We start from the raw sequence: 21,928 nt of genomic DNA, 5'->3' as shown, positions 1-21,928 counted from the left end.
GATGCGGCGCAAGCAAAAAGGAGAAAAACCCAAGTCTCGGGTCGATCCCCAACGGACAATTCAACCGTGGGAACATTACCTAGCCAAACAAGAAAATGCGAATTCTGCTAAGCCTAGTCAAGAATTGCACGTTTCCAAAACCCTCCCCCAGTGGAATCGGCAACGGACACGCCGATTGGTGAAGAACACGACGATTGTGCTGTTGGTTTTTCTAGTGGTTGGCTTGGTGACAGCGTATTTCTTAACTCCTTTCAGCCGTGTGCGAGAGATTTCTGTGCAAGGAACGAATGTTGCCGCGGACCAAGCAGTCATTGATGAGAGCCATATTCGTTCTGGTGAAAGCTTGATGCACATCTTTTTGCATCGCCACACCATGACTCGCGATCTAAAAAAGCGTATGCCGATCTTGCAGAGTGCGCAGATTGTCCCCAATGGAATTAATGACATTACTCTCCGGGTGAAAGAGTATCCTGTTGTGGGTTATACCGTGAAGCAGGGTATTTATTATCCCGTCTTGAGTACAGGCACTGTCCTTAAAGACGGCCAGAGTAAACCGGTGGGGAATTCACCAATCTATGCTGACTTTACCAGTGCTAAGCATCTGGCATTTGCGGTGAAAGTGTATACTAGTCTTTCTCAACACGTGCAGGCGGATATTTCAGAAGTGCATGATACTAGTGATCAGCGCAACCCCAATCGAGTGATGCTGTATATGAATGATCAAAATAAGGTCATTGCAGATTTGACCACATTAAAACAGAAGATCATTTATTATCCGAAAATGAAGACGCAGCTCAAAGGAACCGGGATCGTGGATTTGGAGGTGGGGGCTTATGCGATTCCCAATAAAAGTGAAAATAGTGCCAAGAACCCTTAATCTCACGGTCAATTGTTTATCCCGCGGTGGTGGGTGTGTTAAAATTTAACTTAGTGAACATAGGCGCGTGACTGTCGTTTGGTCATCTTGCCGTGTATTCCATGTATTCGATTAATTACGACTAATAAGGAGGCCACAATTCATGGATAAGTCCAAGGTCATCGTTGGGCTCGACATCGGTACCACATCGATTAAGGTAATTGTGGCGGAATCGATTCAGGATCAATTGAATGTGATCGGCGTGGGCAGTGAACGCTCCCAAGGCCTGTCTCGGGGTGTCATTGTTGATATTGATAAGGCGGCTGCCTCGATTAAAAGTGCGGTAGCACATGCTGAAAAGAAGGCCAATGTACCAATTACAACGGTCTACGCAGGAATTCCTGCCAACATGTTGAATATTGAAAAGTGCGACGGCATTATTGCTGTCGGGGACACTTCTCGAGAAATCACCACCCAAGATGTCGCGCAGGTTGTCAACTCGGCATTGATTCGGAATCTTCCGCCGGAACGGGAGATTATTGACGTATTACCATCTGAATTCATTGTGGATGGGTTTGATGGGATTAAAGATCCTCGCGGGATGGTGGGGATTCGATTGGAATTCCACGGCATTTTATTCACTGCTGCCAAAACAGTGATTCACAATACCCGTAAGGCTATTGCCCAGGCCGGGCTGCATTTGTCTGGATTAGTGATCAATCCATTAGCCTTAGGCCAACTCATTTTGGATGATGGCGAACAGGACTTTGGTACAATTATTCTAGACTTGGGCGGCGGTCAGAGTACGGCAGCGGTGATTCACGATCATAAGTTGAAATATTCCCATGTCGATCCCGAAGGCGGCGAATATATCACGAAGGATATCTCCGTGGTATTAAATACGACGCTTGCGAATGCGGAACGGTTAAAACGGGAATATGGGAACGCCGACGCGGCACTTGTCAAAGGGTCGGATCAATTCCCCGTAGAGATTGTTGGGCAGACAAATCCGCAAATGGTCGGTGAGGACTATCTTGCGGAGATCATTCAGGCCCGGATTGAACAGATCCTGGAAAGATTGGGGAGTGGTCTGAGCAAAGTCCATGCCTTTGATTTGCCTGGCGGAATCGTGATTACTGGCGGCGTGGCTGCTTTACCGGGAGTCAGCGAACTGGTTCAGAAAGTCTATCAGCGGCAAGTGAAACGGTACATCCCAGATCAAATGGGTCTGCGTCATCCGTCATTTGCCCAGGGCTTGAGTATTGTGTCGTATGTGGCCCACTTAAACGAAATTAACACGTTGATTCGGCGTGTTGTTGATCCGGCAGAAATTCGTCCGCGTCAGGCTACGCCCCGTGCTGCACGGCCGCTGGCGACGGCCACGACTGACACTCGGGTCCCTGATCAACCCGTGCAGGCGCCCACCCCTGCGCCAACACGAGAAAAAAAGGATCCAGAAAAAACGCAGCGACCAAATCCGAAAAAGAAAAAGAAGACGCAACGAATCAAAAATCTTTTCACCAACTTTTTCGATTAGATGCGGACAATAGGAGGAACACGGTATGGATTATAAAATGGAAAATACAGAAGTTCCCAGCGCTAAGATCAAAGTGATCGGTGTTGGCGGCGGCGGTGGCAATGCTGTTAACCGAATGATCGATGAAGGCGTTCAAGGTGTTGAGTTTATTGTAGCCAACACAGACACCCAAGCACTCAGCGCGGCCAAGGCGGAAACCAAGATTCAACTTGGCCCTAAATTAACTCGGGGATTGGGGGCCGGCTCCAATCCTGAAATTGGCGAGAAGGCGGCCGCAGAGAGCGAAGAAGTACTGGCGGACGCTTTGAAGGGTGCCGACATGGTCTTCGTCACTGCTGGTATGGGCGGTGGTACCGGGACTGGTGCGGCTCCCATTGTGGCTAAAATTGCGAAAGATTCTGGGGCGTTAACCGTTGGTGTGGTAACCCGGCCATTTACTTTTGAGGGACCTAAGCGCGGGCGTAATGCCGCAGAGGGAATTGCCAATTTAAAGGCGGCAGTAGACACACTAGTGATTATTTCCAATAACCGCTTGTTAGAAACTGTCGATAAAAAGACACCGCTGCTGGAGGCATTCCGGGATGCCGACAACGTATTGCGCCAAGGGGTTCAGGGAATTTCTGATTTAATCACTTCACCGGGATACGTGAACCTGGACTTTGCGGATGTCACTACTGTGATGGCTAATCAAGGGTCTGCCTTGATGGGGATTGGCTCAGCTACGGGTGAAAACCGAACAGTGGAGGCCACGAAAGCAGCAATTTCTTCCCCATTGTTGGAAGTTTCCATTGATGGGGCCAAGCAAGTCCTGCTGAATATCACCGGAGGACCAGATCTATCCTTATTTGAGGCCCAAGATGCTTCCAGCATCGTATCAGATGCTGCAACAAGTGATGTGAACATTATCTTTGGGACTTCGATTAACGAAAACTTAGGCGATGAAGTCGTTGTGACAGTGATCGCCACGGGTATCGATGATAAAGAACTCAAAGCGCAAGAGGAAAAAGACGACAAGAACATTGGTCGGCCGAACCGTGGCCGGCAGGGGGTCAATCCTGCTCATCAGACGGGTACGGATCGGTCAGCTGAGCAAAAGCCGGCACCTACTCAAGCACAACCAGCTAAATCAGCTCATGACAATGGGGGGCATACCGAAGTCCATTCGAGTGAAGATCCCACAACACCATTTGGTTCCGATTGGAATTTATTGCATCACAACAGTCAGGATGCTGAACGGCGCAGAGCGGCCCGGACAAATGATGATAAGCCGGCGTTCGACATCTTTCATCAACCAGAAAGCAACGTGAACAATACAGATGATGATGACGATACGACGCCGCCTTTCTTCAAACGGCGCAATCGGTCCTAGTCAGTACGGTGTTTGTTTCCTCATCTAAGCCGTCATTCAGGTGATGCGGTACAATAGGGGCAGTGGTGAGCTTGCCATTGACCTGAAAGGGGGTAATTGTTATGGCTTTCGATAAATTGAATCGGTTCTTCGGTGTGAGCGACGATGAGTATGACCAAGATGATGCAACTGCCGCGGGTAGCGCGACGGCCAAAGATACACAGGTAAACAGCGATGAAGGTAACGTAATTGCAATGAACGCTAAACCGCAGCAAGCCAGTCGTATTGTGCTCTTTGCACCCCGTGTCTATTCAGATACAAAGGCAATTGGCAATCATCTGCTCAACAATCGCGCCGTCATTGTTAACTTTGATTCTGTGGATGGTGCGTCAGCGGCACGCATTGTGGATTTCTTGACCGGCGTGGCGTTCGCCATTCACGGTGAAATCAAACGTGTCGGAGATAAAATTTTTCTTGTCACGCCACCGCGTTTTCAAGTTGACGGGGACATTGCGGCTCTTTTTTCGGGCAGTGACAGCGACTTAGACAGTGATTATTCTTAGGATGAGGTGACAGCGTGATCAATTTCATTTTTGAACTGGCACGGTTGATCAACTATGCAATTAACATTTATGCCGGTTTGATCATTGTGTATGCGTTATTGACATGGATTCCCAGTGTTTTCAATACACGTTTGGGAAATTTGGTTGCGCGAGTGGTTGAACCTTATTTGAATTTCTTCAACCGGTTTGTGCCGCCTATTTTTGGAATTTCTTTAGCCCCACTAATTGCGATAGTGGCACTGGAGTTGTTCGGTCAAGGATTGATCGTCATCGCGCAATGGGTGATCCGGCTTATCGCCGGTTATTAAGTTATAGGAGTGTAAGATAATTATGGATGCGACTGTGTATCAACACTTCCGCAAAGAAGAAGCGCCATTCATTGATCAGGTCAATGAATGGATGGAACGGGCCAATGTGGAATATCGGCCAATTCTTTCTGATTTTTTGGATCCGCGACAAATGTTTATTGTCGAAGAATTGGTGGGCAAACATGGTTCGGTGCATTACTTTTTTGCCGGGGGTTACGAAGCGGCCGAGCGTCAACGGGTCATCATTGCCCCTGAATATTTCACACCCGAACAGACAGATTTTGACATCCAACTGTTCACGATTAAGTATCCGCAAAAGTTTGCGACACTGCGCCATTCCCAAATCCTGGGTACGTTGGTTAATTCGGGTTTGAAACGGGATGCTTTTGGTGACATTCTCACCGATGGCGAAACATGGCAATTTTTGACTGAAAAAAGTTTAGCGACGTATATTCAAAATGAAGTGACCAAAATCGGTAAAATCAACGTACAGCTGCTGCCCACCCCAGAGGTGAATGTGATTGTTCCTAAGGATGCCTGGGCACAGGAGAGCGCGACAGTTTCTTCGCTCCGGCTCGATGCCTTAATTAGTGAGGTTTACCATATGTCACGGCAACGGGCTAAGGCGTTGATCGAGGGTGAAAAGGTCAAGTTAAATTGGCAGCCGTTCATGAAGCCAGACTTTGCACTGGGATTAATGGATATTGTTTCTGTCCGAGGATTTGGCAGAATTCAGATCACAGCCACGGCTGGTGAAACGAAGAAGGGCCGAATCAAGTTAACGGTCAACGTATTGCGGAAATAATTGGGACGAAGAGGGGAATAATCGTGGCATTAACACCATTGGACATTCATAATAAAAAGTTTTCGAAGAAGTTACGAGGATACGATACAGATGAGGTCAATGCTTTTTTGGATCAAGTCATCAGCGATTATCAGGATTTGCTGAAACAAAATGCGGATTTACAAAAGCAGATTCAAGATGCCAACGATAAAATTCAGTACTTTACGGACCTGAAGGATGCGCTCAATCAGTCAATTATTGTGGCCCAAGATGCGGCTGATCGAGTGAAAAGTAATGCCCAACGGGAGGCTAACATTATTCAGAGCGAAGCCGAAAAACAGGCCCGCAACATGGTGGATGATTCAACCGATAAGGCCAACCATATATTGCAGGAAGCTTCTGAGAAGGCTCGGCAAATCACTCTCGAAACTGGCGAGCTTAAAAAGCAGACCCGGATCTTCCGCCAGCGTTTGCAAGTGATGTTGGAGTCGCAGTTAGAAATCGTGAAGAGTCCTGAGTGGCATGATTTGTTGGCGGATGATAATGTTCCCCAAAACGCGTTACCCAATGGCACCCAAGGAACGGTTGACAATACCCCGTTAAGTAGTTTAAACTTCGATGAGAGTCAGGACGATGCGACATTTCCGCAATCCTCGGATAATCAGCAATATCCAGACGAACCAGTACCAGCTGAACCGGAACCGGCTCAAAGCGCGAATGATTCGCAAACCCCGGAGACTGATGGATCGGCGGCATCAGGCGCACCGACATCAGCAGATGTTGACCAGAAGAACAATCAGGCCAGCGCTTCCGGTGCGTCAGCGCCTACTGGATTAGATCCCGATTATTTTGAAACGACCGGTTCTTTAAACAATGGACCTGTCATTGAATTTCCAGATGGTGGTGCCATCACAACGCATCATCGGTGAAGTGTTAAGTGTGATAGATGATGTGAGCCAGAACTTAGGCGGACAGTCTTTCAGCGAGTCGGTAGATGGTGGAAGATCGACAGTGCTGTTGCCCAAGCGATCACTCACGGATATCGGGTGATGCCATTATCCATCGCAAGAGGGAAAGTTTACTTTCCAAAAATAGGTGGTACCACGAGATCTTCGTCCTAGAGACAGGGTCTCTTTTTTTGTTTTTACGTTATTTTAGAAAGGACGCGCTGCTATGCGGATCAAAGATACATTGAACTTGGGGAAAACCAAGTTTCCCATGCGGGGTAATTTACCTGTCCGGGAAAAAGAATGGGAAAAGGGATGGGAAGACAACCATCTGTACGAACAAATCCAAAAGAAAAATGAGGGCAAACCCACTTTTATTTTGCATGATGGCCCACCATTCGCCAATGGTGAGATTCACATGGGGCACGCTTTAAACAAGATCAGTAAAGACATTATCGTTCGTTTCAATGCGATGAATGGCAAGCGCGCACCGTACATTCCTGGTTGGGATACGCATGGTTTGCCGATCGAACAACAGTTAACGAAACAAGGTGTCGACCGAAAGACGATGGACCTGGCTGCCTATCGCGAGCTCTGTGCCAAATTTGCAGAGAGCCAAATTGACTTACAGCGGCAAGGGTTCAAACGATTAGGGGTCTTAGGCGACTGGGATCACCCATATGTCACTTTGCATCCGGCTTATGAGGCGGAAGAGATTCGCGTTTTCGGCCAAATGTTCGAGAAAGGTTTAATTTACAAGGGTAAAAAACCGGTCTTTTGGTCACCGTCATCCGAATCCACATTAGCTGAGGCGGAAGTGGAGTATCACGATATTAAGGCGCCGTCCATTTACGTCGCATTTAAAGTTGTGGATGGCAAAGGCTTGCTGGACACAGATACAAGCTTCATTATTTGGACGACGACACCCTGGACGATTCCTGCCAACGAAGCAATCGCGGCCAATCCGCGGTTTGACTATGTACAAATTAAAGCGGATGGCAAGAAATATGTCATTGCCGCTGGCCGCTTGGATTTCATGAAAGAGACGCTCGGTTGGGAAAACGTCGAGGTATTGAAGACATTTAAGGGTGCTCAGTTGGAATACATGACTGCCCAACATCCTATTTATGACCGTACTTCATTGCTGACGTTGGGCAATCATGTCACATTGGATGAAGGGACCGGCCTAGTCCACACCGCCCCTGGCCACGGGACGGATGACTTCAATGTTGGTATGAAGTACCACTTGCCAATTTTGTCACCGGTAGATGCTCAAGGGCATTTCACTAAAGAAGCCCCTGGTTACGAGGGCATGTTCTACGATGATGGCAACAAGAAGGTCGTGGATCAGCTGAAAGAAAATGGTAGTTTATTGAAGCTGGTATGGATCACCCATAGTTATCCCCATGACTGGCGAACCAAGACACCAGTGATCTTCCGGGCGACCACGCAATGGTTCGCGTCCATCGAACCGATTCGCGAGCGGCTTTTAGATGAAATTAATCAAATCACTTATATGCCCAGCTGGGGTAAGACTCGGTTGTACAACATGATCAAAGATCGCGGTGACTGGGTCATTTCCCGGCAGCGCGCGTGGGGTGTACCGCTTCCCATTTTTTATGCAGAAAATGGTGATCCGATCATTACGCCGGAGACCATCAAACACGTCGCGGATTTGTTTGCCCAATACGGTTCCAATGTCTGGTTCCAACGGGATGCAAAAGATTTATTACCGGCTGGTTTTACACACCCCAGTTCACCAAACGGCAAATTCACCAAAGAGAAGGACATCATGGATGTGTGGTTTGATTCCGGTTCTTCCTCACAGGCTGTTTTGAAACAACGACCAGAATTGGAATTCCCAGCGGACCTTTACTTGGAAGGCTCTGATCAATACCGTGGTTGGTTTAATGCTAGCTTGATCATTTCTGTGGCAGTCACTGGCCATGCGCCGTACCGGCAGCTAGTTTCCCAAGGGTTCGTCATGGATACCAAGGGGCACAAGATGAGTAAGTCCGCCGGCAACGGCATTTCTCCCACGGAGGTATCCGACAAGATGGGTGCCGATATCATTCGGTTATGGGTGGCATCAGTGGATGCGAGTGCTGACGTACCCGTGTCGATGGGTATTTTACAGCAAATCGCAGAAAGTTATCGTAAGATCCGCAATACGCTGCGGTATATGTTGGCTAACACTACTGATTTTGATCCGAAGAAAAACGCTTTACCGTTTGGCGAATTACGCACTGTGGACCAATATATGATGATGCGCCTGAATCAGGTTGTGCAAACGTCACTGGATGCCTACAAGGTTTATGACTTTACCAAGGTGTTCAAGACCGTCAATGCATTCTTAACAAATGATTTATCTGCCTTCTATTTGGATTTTGCCAAAGATGTGGTTTACATCGAGGCTGAAAATGATCCGAAGCGGCGGGCGATGCAAACGGTGATGTACGCCGCTTTAAGCGCGTTGACTAGGTTATTGACGCCAATCTTGCCGTACACGATGGAAGAAGTATGGACTTTCCTGAAGGAAGACGAGGATTATGCGGCATTGGCGGATATGCCTGTCGTCCAACAGTATCCAGACACTGACGATACTTTGGCGCAGTGGCAAGAATTCATGAAGTTCCGCGATGAAGTGCTGAAGTCTCTTGAAGAAGCCCGGAATCGCAAGGATATCGGTAAATCATTTGAAGCGGCGGTGACAATTTATCCGGATAAGCATCTTGCACAATTATTATCAGATCTGAACACCGATGTGGCGCAACTGCTCATTGTGTCTAAATTGACCATTGCAGATGCTGCAGCGGCTAAACCCGCCGATGGTGATCAATATGACAATGCCACCATTGTGGTGAGTCATGCGCCTGGGGAAGTATGCCCACGGTGTCGGATGACTCGGGAAGATATTGGGATTGATAAAGATTATCCCGAATTGTGCGGCCGATGTGCTAAAATAGTGGCGGCAGCGTTTCCAGAAACCAAAGAGACGGGGTTGGAAGCGTAAGTGAGAATCACGGAGGAAATGCATATGTTGTATGGTGTCGTGAAAAGTTTCGATGAGCATCACGGTTTCGGCTTTATTACTTCGCCCACTGAAGGAGATATCTTCGTTCACTTTACTGGAATTATTGAAGAGGGGTATAAGACCCTTCATGCCGGTCAACATGTCCAGTTTGTGGTCGTTGAAGGGAAGAATGGTCCCCAGGCGGCAGAGGTATCGCTGGTTACGCAACAAGCAACGGGGCAATAAGCATTAGCCATCAAAAAAGCGCAACCCATGATTTTTCCATGGGTTGCGCTTTTTATGTGGAATTGAAACGACTTCTAAACTTCTCGGTGGCCTTCCGCAGAGGTTTGATGACCGTGGGTGTAATTGAGCAGCTGCTGCTTGAGATCCTGTTCCATCGTATCTAACTCACGTTCAGCGTTCTTCCGCTTTTCCCGGCCTTCTTGTTGAATCTGCAATGTTTCGTTGAGTGTTTCCACCAGATCATTCTGCGTCTTTTGTAAGGTTTCGATATCTACGACACCGCGTTCGTTTTCTTTCGCCGTTTCGATAGAAGACATCTTCAACATCTCACTATTCTTCTTGAGTAAGTCGTTCGTTGTTTGCGATACTTGACGCTGAGCAGTCACGGCATTCTTTTGCCGCAAGAGGGTGAGGGCAATGGCCACTTGATTTTTCCAAAGAGGAATAGCCGTATTGACGGAAGCTTGAATTTTTTCCGCCAACGCCTGGTTGGTATTTTGAATCAACCGGATTTGAGGTGCCTGCTGTAGTGTGATTTGCCGCGCCAATTGTAAATCATAGGTTCGTTTTTCCAGCCGGACTTTGAATTGATTCAGATCATTGACCTCTTGCAAAGCCATTTGGTCATTGCTGTTTTGCGCCTTTTTCTCCATCTCGGGAATCGTTGTCTCGGTTAATTCTTTAATTTTAAGTTGACCGGCAGCAATGTAAATATTGAGCGCATCAAAATACGTTTTGTTTTTTTGATAAAGTTCTTCCAATACGCGGTTATCAGCCAATAATCCATTCTTCTCAGTGTTCAGCTTACCGCCGATACCGTCAATTTGAGCGCCAATTTTTTGGTATTTGGCCGTTGTTTCGTAGATCGACTTTTTGACTTTGCCGAATAAGCGGCGAAATACGTTTGCGTCTTCAGCCCGGAGATCTTCCGGGTCGGCCTCCTTCAAGCGATACATTAGATCGGTCAAAGAATCCCCAATCGCACCTGTATCTTTACTCTGTACCTGGTTCAGCATGCTCTGAGAGAATTGACCCAATTGCTTTTGGGCTGCTGCACCATAGTTCATGACCGCCTCCTGATTGTGGACGTCGATTTGGCCAGCCAATTCCTGGGCTTTTGCCTGTTCAGCGGCAGGCAGCTTATCGATTAATGCCACTGCTTCGCTGTCTTTGTTTTCATCCGCAGCAGCTGCCGGCGCTTGCATCTTTTCGCTGAACGGATCGCTGAGCAAACCTTCTAACATATTGTCCGTTTCCGGTGCGGTTGTGGGCTTTGATTGTTTATCGTCTGTACTCATTTAGTTTGATCCTTTCCTTCAGCAGATTCATGAGGGACAGCCTCATCTGACTGGTCATGGTCATGAATGTTTTTGGTAGCTGTTTGAATCTCAGCATCCATGTCCGTGATATCCGAGTGGACAAAAGCCGTATAATCATCCTGAATAGTTTGGCTCAACTGGGTAATCACTTCGATACTCTTCGCCAATACTGTCCAGGTATCCTTAGTTTTAACCTCATGATGGGAGATTTCAATATATTTGTCTGTTAAATTGACCAAATTTGGTAAATGACGATAAAGAAAATCACCAGCACTGGAAAGATTCATCGGATCATCCACGATTGCCTGGAACATCGCTTGAGAAACGCGTACCATGCCGTAGTTTAAATCGACTGCTTTGAGTTTTGGACTTTTTTCGATACTGGCTTGAAGATGGTCAATTTTCTCCTTGGCTTCCGCCATCTGAGCACGGAAAAAGGCAATATCTTCGTCCTGCATACCCAGTTCGTGATAGTGGGCCTGCATTTTCTTTGATAATGGTGGTGTGGGATTAGGTGATACATTTGTTGGTTTGCGCTTTTTTCTAAATAAGAATGCCATAATAATGAACACCGCTCCTATTCCTAATAACGTATTGTGCCGGCCTCCGGCACACATGGGAACGACGCCACCAAGCATGATAAAGACACCCAGCAACATCAATATTCCTCGGGTGCCAGATCCAAAATGATCTTTGCGGCTCATGGCGATGCCTCCTTTGTCTCAACAAAATCAGTCTAGCATAGAAAGCGACGTAACGGGGTCGGGCTAAAGAAGGATTTTACCCTCGGTAGTCGGCACCCGTTGTGGTTTATGTGTATCCACGATAAAATGAAACAGCGATCCAGAAACGGAAAGAGGTTATTGTGTTGACCGACAACCATTTTGCTGTGCATGAGAAACGACTTAAAGAAACACAGATTAGTGATCAAACATTGTATGACGGCTCAATTCTGTCTCTTCATTTAGAGGAAGTGCGGTTACCGAATGGTGCCAAAGCCAAGCGGGAGATTATCCATCACCATGGCGCAGTGGCCATATTGGCGTTGAACGAAGCCGGCCAAGCGGCGTTTGTCACGCAATGGCGTGAACCAATTAAGCGGTTGTCACTAGAAATCCCAGCAGGCAAGCTCGATCTTGGTGAATATGATCCCGTGACTGCCGCTCAGCGAGAATTAAATGAAGAAATTGGGTATGGCCCCACCGTCCCGATGAAAGAAATTACGCAATTCTATTCTAGTCTCGGTTATTCCACAGAGCTGCTGCATCTCTACTATGCACCTCATATTCAACCGGTGGCCCACAAACGGCCATTGGATGATGACGAGTTTTTGACTGTGGAATGGTTATCGCTGGCGGATGCCCAAGCAGCGATGGCTGATCGACGAATTGTGGATGCCAAGACAATCACTGCCATTTATTGGTGGGCATTACAACGGACAAATGTCCAGGAGAATGGCCATGTGGGGTAAAGGGAAGAAGGCACCAAACGACGCAGGGCAACGACCTGCTGGCCCTCGGGACGCATTTAAGGCCCGTGACGCTAAGAGAATTGCAGTCGAAAAAGCGTACGCCCAGGATCAACGGCGCAAAGCCCGCGCTTTGACAGGAGAGTTGGCCGAAGCCCACAGCCATCGGTTAAAAGTACGCCTTAATTGGGCCATCTTGGGTTTGGTGGTAGGCCTGATCATCGTATTTTTGATCCTCTGGTTTGTGGATTAGTTTAATGAAAAGAATGGAGCAATTGAATGAAAATCGGTGTGTTATGTGCCATGGAAGAAGAAATCCGGGTATTGCGAGGCCAATTGGCCGATCGTCAACAAGTCACCATTGGGACGAGTGTGTTTGATGAAGGAACAATGCACGGTCAATCGGTAGTTTTGATTGAAAGCGGAATCGGTAAAGTACAGGCCAGTATTAACGCAGCGTTGTTGTTGGCTCATTTTAAACCGGATTTAATTGTCAATACTGGCTCAGCAGGTGGAATTGGTGAAGGGTTACAGGTTGGTGACGTGGTGATTTCCACTGGTGTGGCTTACCATGACGTAGATCTGCAACCGGCTGGTTATTTACCTGGTCAATTACCGGATCAACCGCAAATCTTTGAGGCTGATCCGACTTTTGTCAAGCAGTTTGCGCAGGCGGCGACAACAAAAGGCCAAGCTGTGCATGAGGGGTTGATTGTCACTGGCGATCAGTTTATTGCTTCGCAAAGTCAGATCGCGCAAATTAAGAAGAATTTTCCCCAGGCATTGGCTGCGGAGATGGAAGGCGCGGCTGTGGGACAGGCGGCGCATGAGTTCCATACGCCTTTCGTGATTATTCGAGCGATGAGTGATAATGGGAATGAAGAAGCGCAGGTTAGTTTCGATGCGTTCATTGTGGACGCGGGGAAGCGATCTGCGGAGACTTTCATTCGGTTTGTGGAAAACATGGCTTAGTTTGTTTTTACTTGCCGTGCCAATACTACGCAAGCTGCGGTGGCAGGGGGCTGGAACGTGGTGACGGCGCTTTGAGCCCGCTGAGGAACGCGGTCTCAAAGTCGCCTAACCGCATATAAACTTGCCCAGGACCGGGGCAAGTTTATTGCGGTTTCACCACTGAGCCCCCTGCCACCTCCGCTTGCTCCGCATTGGCACTATACACGACCACAATTCAATCCATTGCAGTTACTGCACGATGGTCCGGTGCTATTAAGCACACTTGTTCCATCGTGAAACCCATGGTACACTTATTTTTCGTTAGCAGAATCTGCTAACGTTATTTTTGTCTAGAAAGGAGTGATTGGATGCAACCAGTTTATTTGGACAATGCGGGGACAACGCCGCCTTCTCCGGCTGTGATCCAAGCGATTAGCCAAGCAGAGCAGGAGACATGGGGGAATGCCAGTTCCACTCATTTCTTTGGTCGGCATGCAAAGCAGGCATTGGAGAATGCGCGAATCGTTTTGGCCAACTCGATCAATGCCCAACCTGGCCAAATTGTGCTGACCAGTGGCGGTAGTGAAAGCGACAATACCGCAGTGGTCCAGACCGCTTTAGCACGGCAACATTTGGGCAAGCACATTATCACTGACCAGATTGAGCACAAGGCGATCCTGGAATCTATGAAGTATTTGGAAACCCTGGGCTTTGATGTGACGTATTTGCCGGTGGATGAGACTGGCCATGTGGCCGTGGCCGATGTGGCGGCTGCGTTGCGTGACGATACGATTTTAGTCTCCATTATGTATGGCAATAACGAGGTTGGCAGTCGTCAACCGATCGCTGAGATCGGGGAGCTGCTTAAGGATCATCAGGCGTGGTTTCACACGGATGCTGTGCAGGCGTACGGGTTGACAGATATCGATGTTGTCGCGGATCATATCGATCTACTATCCACTTCCGCACATAAGATTAATGGGCCGAAGTTTATGGGTTTCTTGTTTGAATCAGACAATGTCCACTTCAAGCCCTTGATCAAAGGTGGCGACCAAGAAAAAAAGCGGCGCGCAGGTACCGAAAATGTCCCTGGTGTAATTGGTTTTGCGACAGCTGTTAAAGCTTTGACCCCGGCCGTCAAGGCCGCCCGCCAAGCGCAATTCGCCCATTTCAAGCAGATGATTGTGGGTGCTTTGCAAGACGCTGGTATCAAATTCGCAGTGAATGGTTCCTTAGCACCCACCGAGTTGCAGCATGTATTGAACCTATGGCTCCCCGGTGTGCCGACAGATGCTTTGCTGGTGAATCTGGATTTGGCAGGTTTTGCTGTCTCCGGCGGTTCAGCATGCACAGCAGGCAGTTTAGAGCCTTCCCATGTGTTAACGGCCATGTTTGGATCGGACAGCCCGCGTTTACGCGAATCGATTCGCATTAGTTTTGGCAGTATTAATACTGGTGCCCAAATTCAGGATTTTGCAGAAAAGCTCGTACAAATTGCCGGTAAAATGCAGACAAAAAACGCCCAAGTCCTCTCCTAATTGACCCAACGAGGCGCTTTCATTCCTAAAAGTACGGTATACTAGGAAATGAAAAGTCAGAAAGGCGTGAGTAATCATGGCAATTAAAGAAACAGCAAAAGTAATGGGGGATTCTGTCGCCTACAAATTAGCCCCGGGCATTAAGCGCTATGCCTTAATGGATGTTGGCTTCACGGAAAGTCGCAATGGTAACTTTCAATTCGATCGTTCACTGAGTACGGAAGGGCCTTATTCACCGTCATTCCGTATCAAAGTCACCATTGCCAAAGACTTCTCTGGATTACAAATGACCGTCACGGATGTCTCCGGCATGCGTGCCGTCAATATTTTCCAGAAACAAGAAACCAAGGGTGCTGTAGAGCAGTATCACTTCATTATTGACAATTTAATTCAACGGGACATTTTAGAGGCTGTTGAAAAATAAAATTGCGTAAGTTTTGCGACCTTCAAATCGTGGAAATGAACGCGAGTAAGTGGGTAATATTTTTTCGTATTACCTGTGTTCATAAAACGGTGGTAGGGCAAGAATTCTGTGTTTGAGTGGATATAGTGCCAATGTGGAGCAATCGGAGGTGTTCTGGGGCTCAGCTGTGGAAACCACACAGCGCGCTTTTTGCGCTGATGTGGTTAGGCGTCTTTGAGACCGCGCACTTTGCGGGCTCAGAGCGCCGTCACAGCGTTCCAGCCCCAGAACACCGGAGATTGCGCAGCTTTGGCACGGGTCCTCCAGACATTCTTTTGTTTTTACCGCCGTCAATCTAGAAAAGATGGTGACTTAATGACAAAGCCAAACGCACAAACCCGAGTTGTCGTGGGTATGTCCGGCGGCGTCGATTCTTCCGTCAGTGCATTATTGCTGAAAGAGCAGGGATACGACGTCATCGGTGTATTCATGAAGAATTGGGACGACAGCGATGATGATGGTGTATGTACAGCAACCCAAGATTGGGAAGATGTCGCCAAAGTCGCCGCAAAAATCGGCATTCCGTATTACTCAGTCAATTTCGAGAAAGAGTACTGGGATCGCGTATTCCAATATTTCTTAACCGAATACAAGGCCGGCCGTACCCCGAATCCGGACGTGATGTGTAACAAGGAAATCAAATTCAAGGCATTCTTAGAGTATGCCGAGAAGCTGGATGCCGATTACATTGCGATGGGGCATTACGCCCAGAAAATGGTGGACACTGATGGTGTCGCCCACATGTTACGTGGTGCTGATGGTAATAAGGATCAGACTTATTTCTTGTCCCAGATCAGTCAGGAGCAACTGGCTAAGGCCATGTTCCCCATCGGCGGGATGGAGAAGCCCCATGTCCGGGAAATTGCCGAGCGAGCGGGGCTAGCAACCGCCCATAAGAAGGACTCCACCGGTATTTGTTTCATCGGGGAGCGCAATTTCCGGCATTTTCTAAGCGAGTTCTTGCCAGCCAAGGCGGGCAAGATGATGACTCCCGATGGTCAGGAGATGGGTGAGCACACCGGTCTCATGCATTACACCATTGGTCAGCGCTCTGGCCTTGGTCTGGGGGGAAACGGTACATCTAACGAGCCTTGGTTCGTCGTTGGGAAAGATTTGGCCAAGAATATTCTTTACGTGGATCAGGGTTTTCACAATCCGCGGCTCTATGCCACTTCTTTGACGGCGACAGGGACGACCTTTATTGCGCCAAATAATCGGGGCAATGATTTCCACTGCACCGCGAAGTTCCGATACCGCCAGCCCGATGTCGGTGTCACTGTCCATTTACAGGCTGATGGTCAAATGACCGTTGACTTCGACGAGCCGGTGCGGGCGATTACTCCTGGCCAGGCCGTTGTCTTGTACGATGGTGACGAGTGTCTGGGCGGGGCGACGATCGACCATGCCTTTACCCATGAGCGTGAGTTGCAGTATGTCTAACCAGTAATTAATGTCCCGTTTGCATCGTTGGATGCAGACGGGATTTTTTTAGTTATCTCCGCAGTCTCTGCTATAATGGAAAGCAAAGCATTTATTGCAAAGGAGTCAGTGTTTAATGACTACGTTATATTTTATTCGTCATGGAAAAACGAAATGGAATTTAGAGGGCCGCTATCAGGGTGGTCACGGTGATTCACCATTACTGCCGGAAAGTTACGCGGATATTGAAAGGCTGGCCCGTTTTTTGGCCGATCACCGTTATGCGGCGCTATACACGAGCCCGTTACCGCGAGCCAAGATGACCGCTATTTTCTTGCAAGAACAACTCGCACAAACATTTCCGATTTACATTGATGAAGGTTTGCGTGAGTTCAATTTGGGAAAAATGGAGGGAATGCGTTTCCACGATGTCCAACAACGTTTTCCCAGCCAGATTAGAGCATTTCGCTCTGAACCGGCACTTTATGATCCGCGCCCGATTGATGGTGAGACCTTTCCTGAAGTCATTCAACGGATGCGCGGAGTAGTCAACAAAGTAATAAAGCGGGATCGGACAGGTGATGGCCGGATTATTTTGGTGAGTCATGGCGCGGCTTTAACTGCATTAATTCAATCGCTGCTGGGCACGCCGTTAGCAGATATTCGTAAACAAGGCGGGTTGACCAATACTTCCACGACGATTATTAAGACTGAAGATGCTGGCCAAAGTTTCCAGCTGGTGAAGTGGAACGAAACGAGTTATTTGCATAAAACACTGACAAAAACGGATACGATTTGACCAGAGAGGAGACAGCCACGATGGTTCATAATCAAGCAGCACCTTCAACAGTGGCTGCTCAGGTCCATGCCCTCGTGCAGCAAATTGACAGGGATCCCAAAGATCGGGCAGCAATTATCGAACTGGCTCATTTATTAGTTGCTCAACACGATTTGAAACAGGCAGCGGCTCTTTTGACCAAGGGACTTGGCCTAATGCCCAATGATCCATTGCTTCAATACAATTTGGCAGTGGTTTATACGACAGCGATCGAGTATCCCGCCGCACAAAAGTTGTTGGATCAAGTAAACGCGCCGGAATTATTGAGTGACAAGGCATACACTCAAGCACAAATTTTTTTCAACCAGAAACAATTCCCCAAAGCGCTGGCATTTGCGTTAACCGCAGTCGAGAAGCGACCCACGGATAGCGACTATCAATTGCTTTATGGTGATGTGTTAAGTGCCTTAGAAAAGTGGTCGTTGGCGATTCCAGCGTTGCAAGAGGCGGTCAAATTAGCGCCGCACCAGTTCAAACCGCATTTTGATCTGGCAGTGGCCCTTCTTGGCGATGGTCAAGTGGCAGCCGGCCAGACAGCAATGGCGCGGGCTAAGGCATTAGATCCACACCAATTCAAACACCAGGAAAGTTTGTTTCAAGATATCGGCACGATGCTTCATGATCAAGGAAAGGGGTCTCAACCAGATGCCGGCGAGTGAACAGGCAGAGGTCACCGGCCAAGTCCGTAGTATTTTCTTTCAAAATCCCACCAATTTTTTCAAGATTATCTTGTTACACATTGAGAAAATATCAGTGGCTTGGGACGACGATGACATTGTTGTCACAGGTACATTTGGGGAAGTGAAACAGGATGACACCTTAAAGTGTGTGGGGCATTTGGTCAATCATCCCAAATACGGTCATCAATTTGCGGCTGACCGATATGAAAAAGAAACTCCCACCTCCAAAGCAGGGTTAATCGAATATCTGTCAGAAAAGCAGTTTAAGGGAATTGGTCCAAAAACAGCTGAACGGATCGTGGATCGGCTTGGCACGGACGCCATTACTAAAATTGTGAAAGATCCCAACGTACTGGCGGGAGTGGGGTTGGCAAAAACTGTCCGGGATGATTTTGTCGATGCCTTGAAACGCACATACGGCATGGAGCGGGTCATGTTGCAGTTGAATGCGTGGGGTGTCCGAGCAAGTTTAGCGAGCACGATTTATCAGCGGTATCAAGAGGCCACGTTAGAAAAGCTGGGGGAGAATCCTTATCGTCTGGTGACAGACGTGATGGGGGTCAGCTTTAGAAGAGCAGACAGTATTGCCCTGTCGCTTGAAATCGGCCCTACGGATAGTCGGCGTCTGCAGTGTGCCATTACGGCGGCTTTTGCTCAATTGAACAATGACGAAGGCGCCATTTATACGAACGCAGAACTCCTCCTGCGGGTCGCTGAGCATATTCTTAGCGGCGGGGTGATGTCCCCATTGCCGACACTGCCCGAATTGGCGAACGTTTTAACCCAGATGGTGCAGGACAAGACGGTGATTTCAGAATCCGGTCGTTTGTATCTCGCCAGTTATTATGAAGCAGAGTGGCAGATTGCCAGTGGTTTGCATACTTTAAGCACTGCGCCGCTTAAACCTAAGCTGACGATGACAAAAGTGAAGAAGACAGTGCTGGCAGCGGCCAAGCAATTGCACATTGCGTACGATGATAGTCAAGTCGCCGCACTGACAACAGCGTTGACGCAACCAGTCTTCCTCCTGACCGGCGGGCCAGGAACCGGTAAAACGACTGTGATTCGCGGCTTAATTGCGGCGTATGCAGAATTGCATCAAGTGTCTTTGGATCCCAAAGATTATACAGAAACACCTTTTCCAATTCAATTAGCCGCACCGACTGGCCGGGCGGCTAAGCGGATGACCGAATTAACTGGCCTGCCCGCAGGCACGATCCATCGTCTGCTGGGTTTGACCGGGCGCGATCGCAGTGAAATGTTTAAGGAACCGGGACCGCTTACCGCCAAGTTGATCATTATTGATGAGATGTCCATGGTGGATATGTTTCTGTTTCGTCAATTAGTGCGGGCGGTCACTCCCGGTACGCAATTAGTCCTCGTGGGGGATAAAGACCAGTTACCGTCCGTGGGGCCAGGCCAGATATTTGCCGATTTATTGAACAGTGGTGTGTTACCGGCGGCGTATCTCACCAAAATTCATCGGCAAGCGGCCGGTTCTTCCATTGTGGCGTTGGCCCATACGATTAATGAAGGGGACACTCCTCCAGAATTGTTCAAAAATCAGGCTGATCGCAGCTTTTTCGCCGTTTCTGCCGGGCAAGTGCCAGAGGTAATTGGCCAAATCGTGACCCGCGCTCATCTGAAAGGGTTCACGCCGATGGATATCCAGATACTGGCACCAATGTATCGGGGACCGGCCGGTGTGAATCATCTGAATGAAGTGGTTCAGGAAATATTAAATCCAAGTACCCCAGATAATACCAAAGAAATTGTGGTGGGGATAAATCATTATCGGATCGGCGACAAGGTCCTGCAACTCGTAAACGATCCAGAACGCAATGTTTTTAATGGTGAAATCGGTCGCATCACGGCCATCACTCCCGCCAAGCAAGATAAACAGCATCGGGACCGGATGACTGTTGCTTTCGACGAAACCGAAGTAGATTATGGCCGTGGCGACTTTAATCACATCGCCATGGCTTATGCCACCTCCATCCATAAGGCCCAGGGAAGTGAATTCCCATTGGTTATTTTGCCAGTGGTCCATGAATATGGCCGTATGCTGGAGCGCAACTTGTTGTATACGGCGATTACCCGGGCTGAGCGGTTATTGATCATGGTGGGAGAAGAAGTTGCTGTCCGGCGAGCTATCGAAACGCCGGGAGCTAAACGAACCACCACACTGCCACAACGCCTGCAGCAACAATTTGGCGCAGTGAGCAAAGAAGACGAACCAGCTAATCCAAGCACAGAGCCGGCGGAGATATCACAAGCGCCGGCACCGCCGCTGACATACAAGATGATATTACAGCATGTAATCGACCCCATGATTGGGATGGCCCATGTGACACCGCAAGATTTTATGGTGCAAGATGATGATAAGGAAGGATAATGATGGACGAGATACGCAATCAATTAGAGATACGTCCCGTCACAGTAAACGAAGTTGGTCAGTATAATGATTTGCTTCGATATGTATTTCAAGTCACTGATCAGGAGTTAGTAGATAGTGGCTATGAGAGTGGCGAAATCGTGCGGGCCAAGTTACCCGTCATTAAAGAGTCTGATGTAATTGGCTGGTTTAAGGGTGACGAATTAGTGAGTTCGATGGCGATTTACCCTTGCCGCGTGAATATTCACGGTGTTTTATACGATATGGCCGGATTGACCGGGGTAGGGACTTATCCAGAGTATTCCGGGCACGGCTTAATGCATGATCTGATCAAAATGGGACTGAACCATATGCGCGCCCATAAACAATGGATTTCGTTTTTATATCCGTATTCCATTCCGTTCTATCGAAAGAAGGGGTGGGAAATCATTTCGGATCATCTGACTTTCAATGTGCGTGACACCCAGCTGCCAAAACAAGAAATTGTTCCAGGGCATGTCGAACGCAGCGAAATTGATGATCCGGATGTATTTAAGACATATGATCAATTTGCGCACCAAACCCATGGAGCGATGATCCGTAACCAATTGAACTGGGATGAATATTGGCGTTGGGAAAATGAAGAAGAACGATTTGTGGGTATTTACTATGATGCTCAGGAACGGCCCACTGGCTATGTCATGTATTGGATTGCCGATGAGGTCTTCCATGTTAAAGAGATGATTTATTTAAATCAGGAAGCTCGGGTGGCCCTATGGAACTTCATCAGTGCCCACTTCTCAATGATCACGCATGTAAAAGGGAATATTTACAAAGATGAACCATTGGCATTCTTACTGGATGATGGGGATATCACGGAAACAATCAAGCCTTATTTCATGGGCAGAATTGTGGATGTTGAGCAATTCCTCAAACAGTTTCCCTTTGAACCCGGTTCGGCACCGATCCATTTTACAATCAATGACCCGTTGGCTGACTGGAATAACGGTGTCTTTGGTGTATATTGGGATAAAGAGGAAAAAGCGCATATCACCCGCCGGCCAGTGGGGGAAGGTGTAGCCTGTAACGTCCAGACACTTACAACAATGTTGATGAGTTACAGACGGCCATCTTATTTGGCACAGATTGAACGCCTGGTGGGATCGCGTTCAGCGATTAAGCTCTTGGAACGCATCATCCCGACAGAAACACCATATTTTTCCGATTACTTCTGATGCAGATACAAAAAATGACCGGGACACTTCATTAGTGTCCC

General features: G+C 48.1%; 20 protein-coding genes and 1 pseudogene. 19 read left to right on the top strand and 2 right to left on the bottom strand.

Annotated features, from left to right (window positions below; genetic code table 11):
• Position 1 precedes the first annotated feature (1 nt).
• From FD09_RS03115 to FD09_RS03075, 9 genes and pseudogenes are all read left to right on the top strand, one after another.
• A complete protein-coding gene (locus FD09_RS03115) occupies positions 2–877 on the top strand; it encodes a cell division protein FtsQ/DivIB (protein ID WP_057818217.1) in 876 nt (291 codons plus the stop codon).
• A gap of 142 nt (positions 878–1,019) precedes the next feature.
• Entirely contained in the window at positions 1,020–2,393 is a 1,374-nt protein-coding gene (ftsA, locus tag FD09_RS03110) for a cell division protein FtsA (protein WP_057818214.1), read from the top strand.
• 25 nt (positions 2,394–2,418) lie between these two features.
• Positions 2,419–3,370 (top strand): annotated as a pseudogene (gene ftsZ / locus FD09_RS03105) (cell division protein FtsZ); the annotation flags it as partial.
• Between the two features lie 493 nt (positions 3,371–3,863).
• Positions 3,864–4,304, top strand: coding sequence for a cell division protein SepF (locus FD09_RS03100; protein ID WP_057818211.1), 441 nt, complete (start codon positions 3,864–3,866; stop codon positions 4,302–4,304).
• 14 nt (positions 4,305–4,318) lie between these two features.
• Positions 4,319–4,612: a YggT family protein gene (locus FD09_RS03095; RefSeq protein ID WP_057818210.1), complete on the top strand. Its 294-nt coding sequence runs from the start codon at positions 4,319–4,321 to the stop codon at positions 4,610–4,612.
• 22 nt (positions 4,613–4,634) lie between these two features.
• Positions 4,635–5,417, top strand: coding sequence for a YlmH family RNA-binding protein (locus FD09_RS03090; protein WP_057818208.1), 783 nt, complete (start codon positions 4,635–4,637; stop codon positions 5,415–5,417).
• 23 nt (positions 5,418–5,440) lie between these two features.
• Entirely contained in the window at positions 5,441–6,325 is an 885-nt protein-coding gene (locus FD09_RS03085) for a DivIVA domain-containing protein (protein ID WP_057818206.1), read from the top strand.
• Positions 6,326–6,569: 244 nt separating this feature from the next.
• Complete coding sequence (gene ileS, locus FD09_RS03080; RefSeq protein ID WP_057818204.1) at positions 6,570–9,356, top strand: isoleucine--tRNA ligase; 2,787 nt, start codon at positions 6,570–6,572, stop codon at positions 9,354–9,356.
• A gap of 24 nt (positions 9,357–9,380) precedes the next feature.
• Complete coding sequence (locus FD09_RS03075) at positions 9,381–9,602, top strand: cold-shock protein (RefSeq protein ID WP_057818201.1); 222 nt, start codon at positions 9,381–9,383, stop codon at positions 9,600–9,602.
• A 74-nt stretch (positions 9,603–9,676) separates the two neighbouring features.
• On the opposite strand, the gene FD09_RS03070 is transcribed toward FD09_RS03075, so the two are convergent.
• The gene (locus FD09_RS03070; protein ID WP_057818199.1) at positions 9,677–10,900 is read right to left on the bottom strand and encodes a toxic anion resistance protein; all 1,224 of its coding nucleotides are present in this window, start codon (positions 10,898–10,900) and stop codon (positions 9,677–9,679) included.
• Entirely contained in the window at positions 10,897–11,625 is a 729-nt protein-coding gene (locus FD09_RS03065) for a 5-bromo-4-chloroindolyl phosphate hydrolysis family protein (RefSeq protein ID WP_057818197.1), read from the bottom strand. The genes FD09_RS03070 and FD09_RS03065 overlap by 4 nt, the downstream gene beginning before the upstream one ends.
• A gap of 164 nt (positions 11,626–11,789) precedes the next feature.
• Here FD09_RS03065 and FD09_RS03060 point away from each other — a divergent pair, with 164 nt between their 5' ends.
• From FD09_RS03060 to FD09_RS03015, 10 genes are all read left to right on the top strand, one after another.
• The gene (locus FD09_RS03060) at positions 11,790–12,392 is read left to right on the top strand and encodes an NUDIX domain-containing protein (RefSeq protein WP_235812198.1); all 603 of its coding nucleotides are present in this window, start codon (positions 11,790–11,792) and stop codon (positions 12,390–12,392) included.
• On the top strand, positions 12,382–12,642 hold the full coding sequence (locus FD09_RS03055) for a hypothetical protein (RefSeq protein ID WP_057818195.1): 261 nt from the start codon (positions 12,382–12,384) through the stop codon (positions 12,640–12,642). The genes FD09_RS03060 and FD09_RS03055 overlap by 11 nt, the downstream gene beginning before the upstream one ends.
• Positions 12,643–12,668: 26 nt before the next feature.
• The gene (locus tag FD09_RS03050; protein ID WP_057818193.1) at positions 12,669–13,361 is read left to right on the top strand and encodes a 5'-methylthioadenosine/adenosylhomocysteine nucleosidase; all 693 of its coding nucleotides are present in this window, start codon (positions 12,669–12,671) and stop codon (positions 13,359–13,361) included.
• A gap of 347 nt (positions 13,362–13,708) precedes the next feature.
• Entirely contained in the window at positions 13,709–14,878 is a 1,170-nt protein-coding gene (locus FD09_RS03045; RefSeq protein ID WP_057818191.1) for a cysteine desulfurase family protein, read from the top strand.
• A gap of 76 nt (positions 14,879–14,954) precedes the next feature.
• Complete coding sequence (locus FD09_RS03040; RefSeq protein WP_057818188.1) at positions 14,955–15,302, top strand: DUF1831 domain-containing protein; 348 nt, start codon at positions 14,955–14,957, stop codon at positions 15,300–15,302.
• Positions 15,303–15,656: 354 nt separating this feature from the next.
• Positions 15,657–16,781 carry a tRNA 2-thiouridine(34) synthase MnmA gene (mnmA, locus tag FD09_RS03035; RefSeq protein WP_057818186.1) on the top strand — a complete coding sequence of 375 codons (1,125 nt, stop codon included), beginning with the start codon at positions 15,657–15,659 and terminating at the stop codon, positions 16,779–16,781.
• Positions 16,782–16,896: 115 nt separating this feature from the next.
• Positions 16,897–17,559 (top strand): histidine phosphatase family protein, encoded by a 663-nt coding sequence (locus tag FD09_RS03030; protein WP_057818184.1) that lies wholly within the window; start codon positions 16,897–16,899, stop codon positions 17,557–17,559.
• 20 nt (positions 17,560–17,579) lie between these two features.
• Complete coding sequence (locus FD09_RS03025) at positions 17,580–18,257, top strand: tetratricopeptide repeat protein (RefSeq protein ID WP_057818182.1); 678 nt, start codon at positions 17,580–17,582, stop codon at positions 18,255–18,257.
• Positions 18,217–20,673 (top strand): SF1B family DNA helicase RecD2, encoded by a 2,457-nt coding sequence (recD2, locus tag FD09_RS03020; protein WP_420806835.1) that lies wholly within the window; start codon positions 18,217–18,219, stop codon positions 20,671–20,673. The genes FD09_RS03025 and recD2 overlap by 41 nt, the downstream gene beginning before the upstream one ends.
• Positions 20,673–21,887 (top strand): GNAT family N-acetyltransferase, encoded by a 1,215-nt coding sequence (locus tag FD09_RS03015; protein WP_057818178.1) that lies wholly within the window; start codon positions 20,673–20,675, stop codon positions 21,885–21,887. Before recD2 ends, FD09_RS03015 begins: the two co-directional genes overlap by 1 nt.
• The last annotated feature ends 41 nt before the right edge of the window (positions 21,888–21,928 follow it).

It is taken from the genome of Schleiferilactobacillus perolens DSM 12744 (assembly GCF_001435585.1).
GTDB lineage: Bacteria > Bacillota > Bacilli > Lactobacillales > Lactobacillaceae > Schleiferilactobacillus > Schleiferilactobacillus perolens.
The sequence above is the reverse complement of the archived record's forward strand: the minus strand, read 5'-3'. Positions and strand labels throughout refer to the sequence as shown.

Excerpts from the sequence above, each read along its gene's own strand:
- FD09_RS03025 (WP_057818182.1), top strand. The coding sequence starts at position 17,580 with ATGGTTCATAATCAAGCAGCACCTTCAACAGTGGCTGCTCAGGTCCAT.
- FD09_RS03030 (WP_057818184.1), top strand. The coding sequence starts at position 16,897 with ATGACTACGTTATATTTTATTCGTCATGGAAAAACGAAATGGAATTTA.
- FD09_RS03090 (WP_057818208.1), top strand. The coding sequence starts at position 4,635 with ATGGATGCGACTGTGTATCAACACTTCCGCAAAGAAGAAGCGCCATTC.
- mnmA (WP_057818186.1), top strand. The coding sequence starts at position 15,657 with ATGACAAAGCCAAACGCACAAACCCGAGTTGTCGTGGGTATGTCCGGC.
- ftsA (WP_057818214.1), top strand. The coding sequence starts at position 1,020 with ATGGATAAGTCCAAGGTCATCGTTGGGCTCGACATCGGTACCACATCG.
- FD09_RS03100 (WP_057818211.1), top strand. The coding sequence starts at position 3,864 with ATGGCTTTCGATAAATTGAATCGGTTCTTCGGTGTGAGCGACGATGAG.
- FD09_RS03050 (WP_057818193.1), top strand. The coding sequence starts at position 12,669 with ATGAAAATCGGTGTGTTATGTGCCATGGAAGAAGAAATCCGGGTATTG.
- FD09_RS03015 (WP_057818178.1), top strand. The coding sequence starts at position 20,673 with ATGATGGACGAGATACGCAATCAATTAGAGATACGTCCCGTCACAGTA.
- FD09_RS03065 (WP_057818197.1), bottom strand. The coding sequence starts at position 11,625 with ATGAGCCGCAAAGATCATTTTGGATCTGGCACCCGAGGAATATTGATG.
- FD09_RS03040 (WP_057818188.1), top strand. The coding sequence starts at position 14,955 with ATGGCAATTAAAGAAACAGCAAAAGTAATGGGGGATTCTGTCGCCTAC.
- recD2 (WP_420806835.1), top strand. The coding sequence starts at position 18,217 with ATGATCAAGGAAAGGGGTCTCAACCAGATGCCGGCGAGTGAACAGGCA.
- FD09_RS03045 (WP_057818191.1), top strand. The coding sequence starts at position 13,709 with ATGCAACCAGTTTATTTGGACAATGCGGGGACAACGCCGCCTTCTCCG.
- FD09_RS03115 (WP_057818217.1), top strand. The coding sequence starts at position 2 with ATGCGGCGCAAGCAAAAAGGAGAAAAACCCAAGTCTCGGGTCGATCCC.
- FD09_RS03055 (WP_057818195.1), top strand. The coding sequence starts at position 12,382 with ATGTGGGGTAAAGGGAAGAAGGCACCAAACGACGCAGGGCAACGACCT.
- ileS (WP_057818204.1), top strand. The coding sequence starts at position 6,570 with ATGCGGATCAAAGATACATTGAACTTGGGGAAAACCAAGTTTCCCATG.
- FD09_RS03070 (WP_057818199.1), bottom strand. The coding sequence starts at position 10,900 with ATGAGTACAGACGATAAACAATCAAAGCCCACAACCGCACCGGAAACG.
- FD09_RS03075 (WP_057818201.1), top strand. The coding sequence starts at position 9,381 with ATGTTGTATGGTGTCGTGAAAAGTTTCGATGAGCATCACGGTTTCGGC.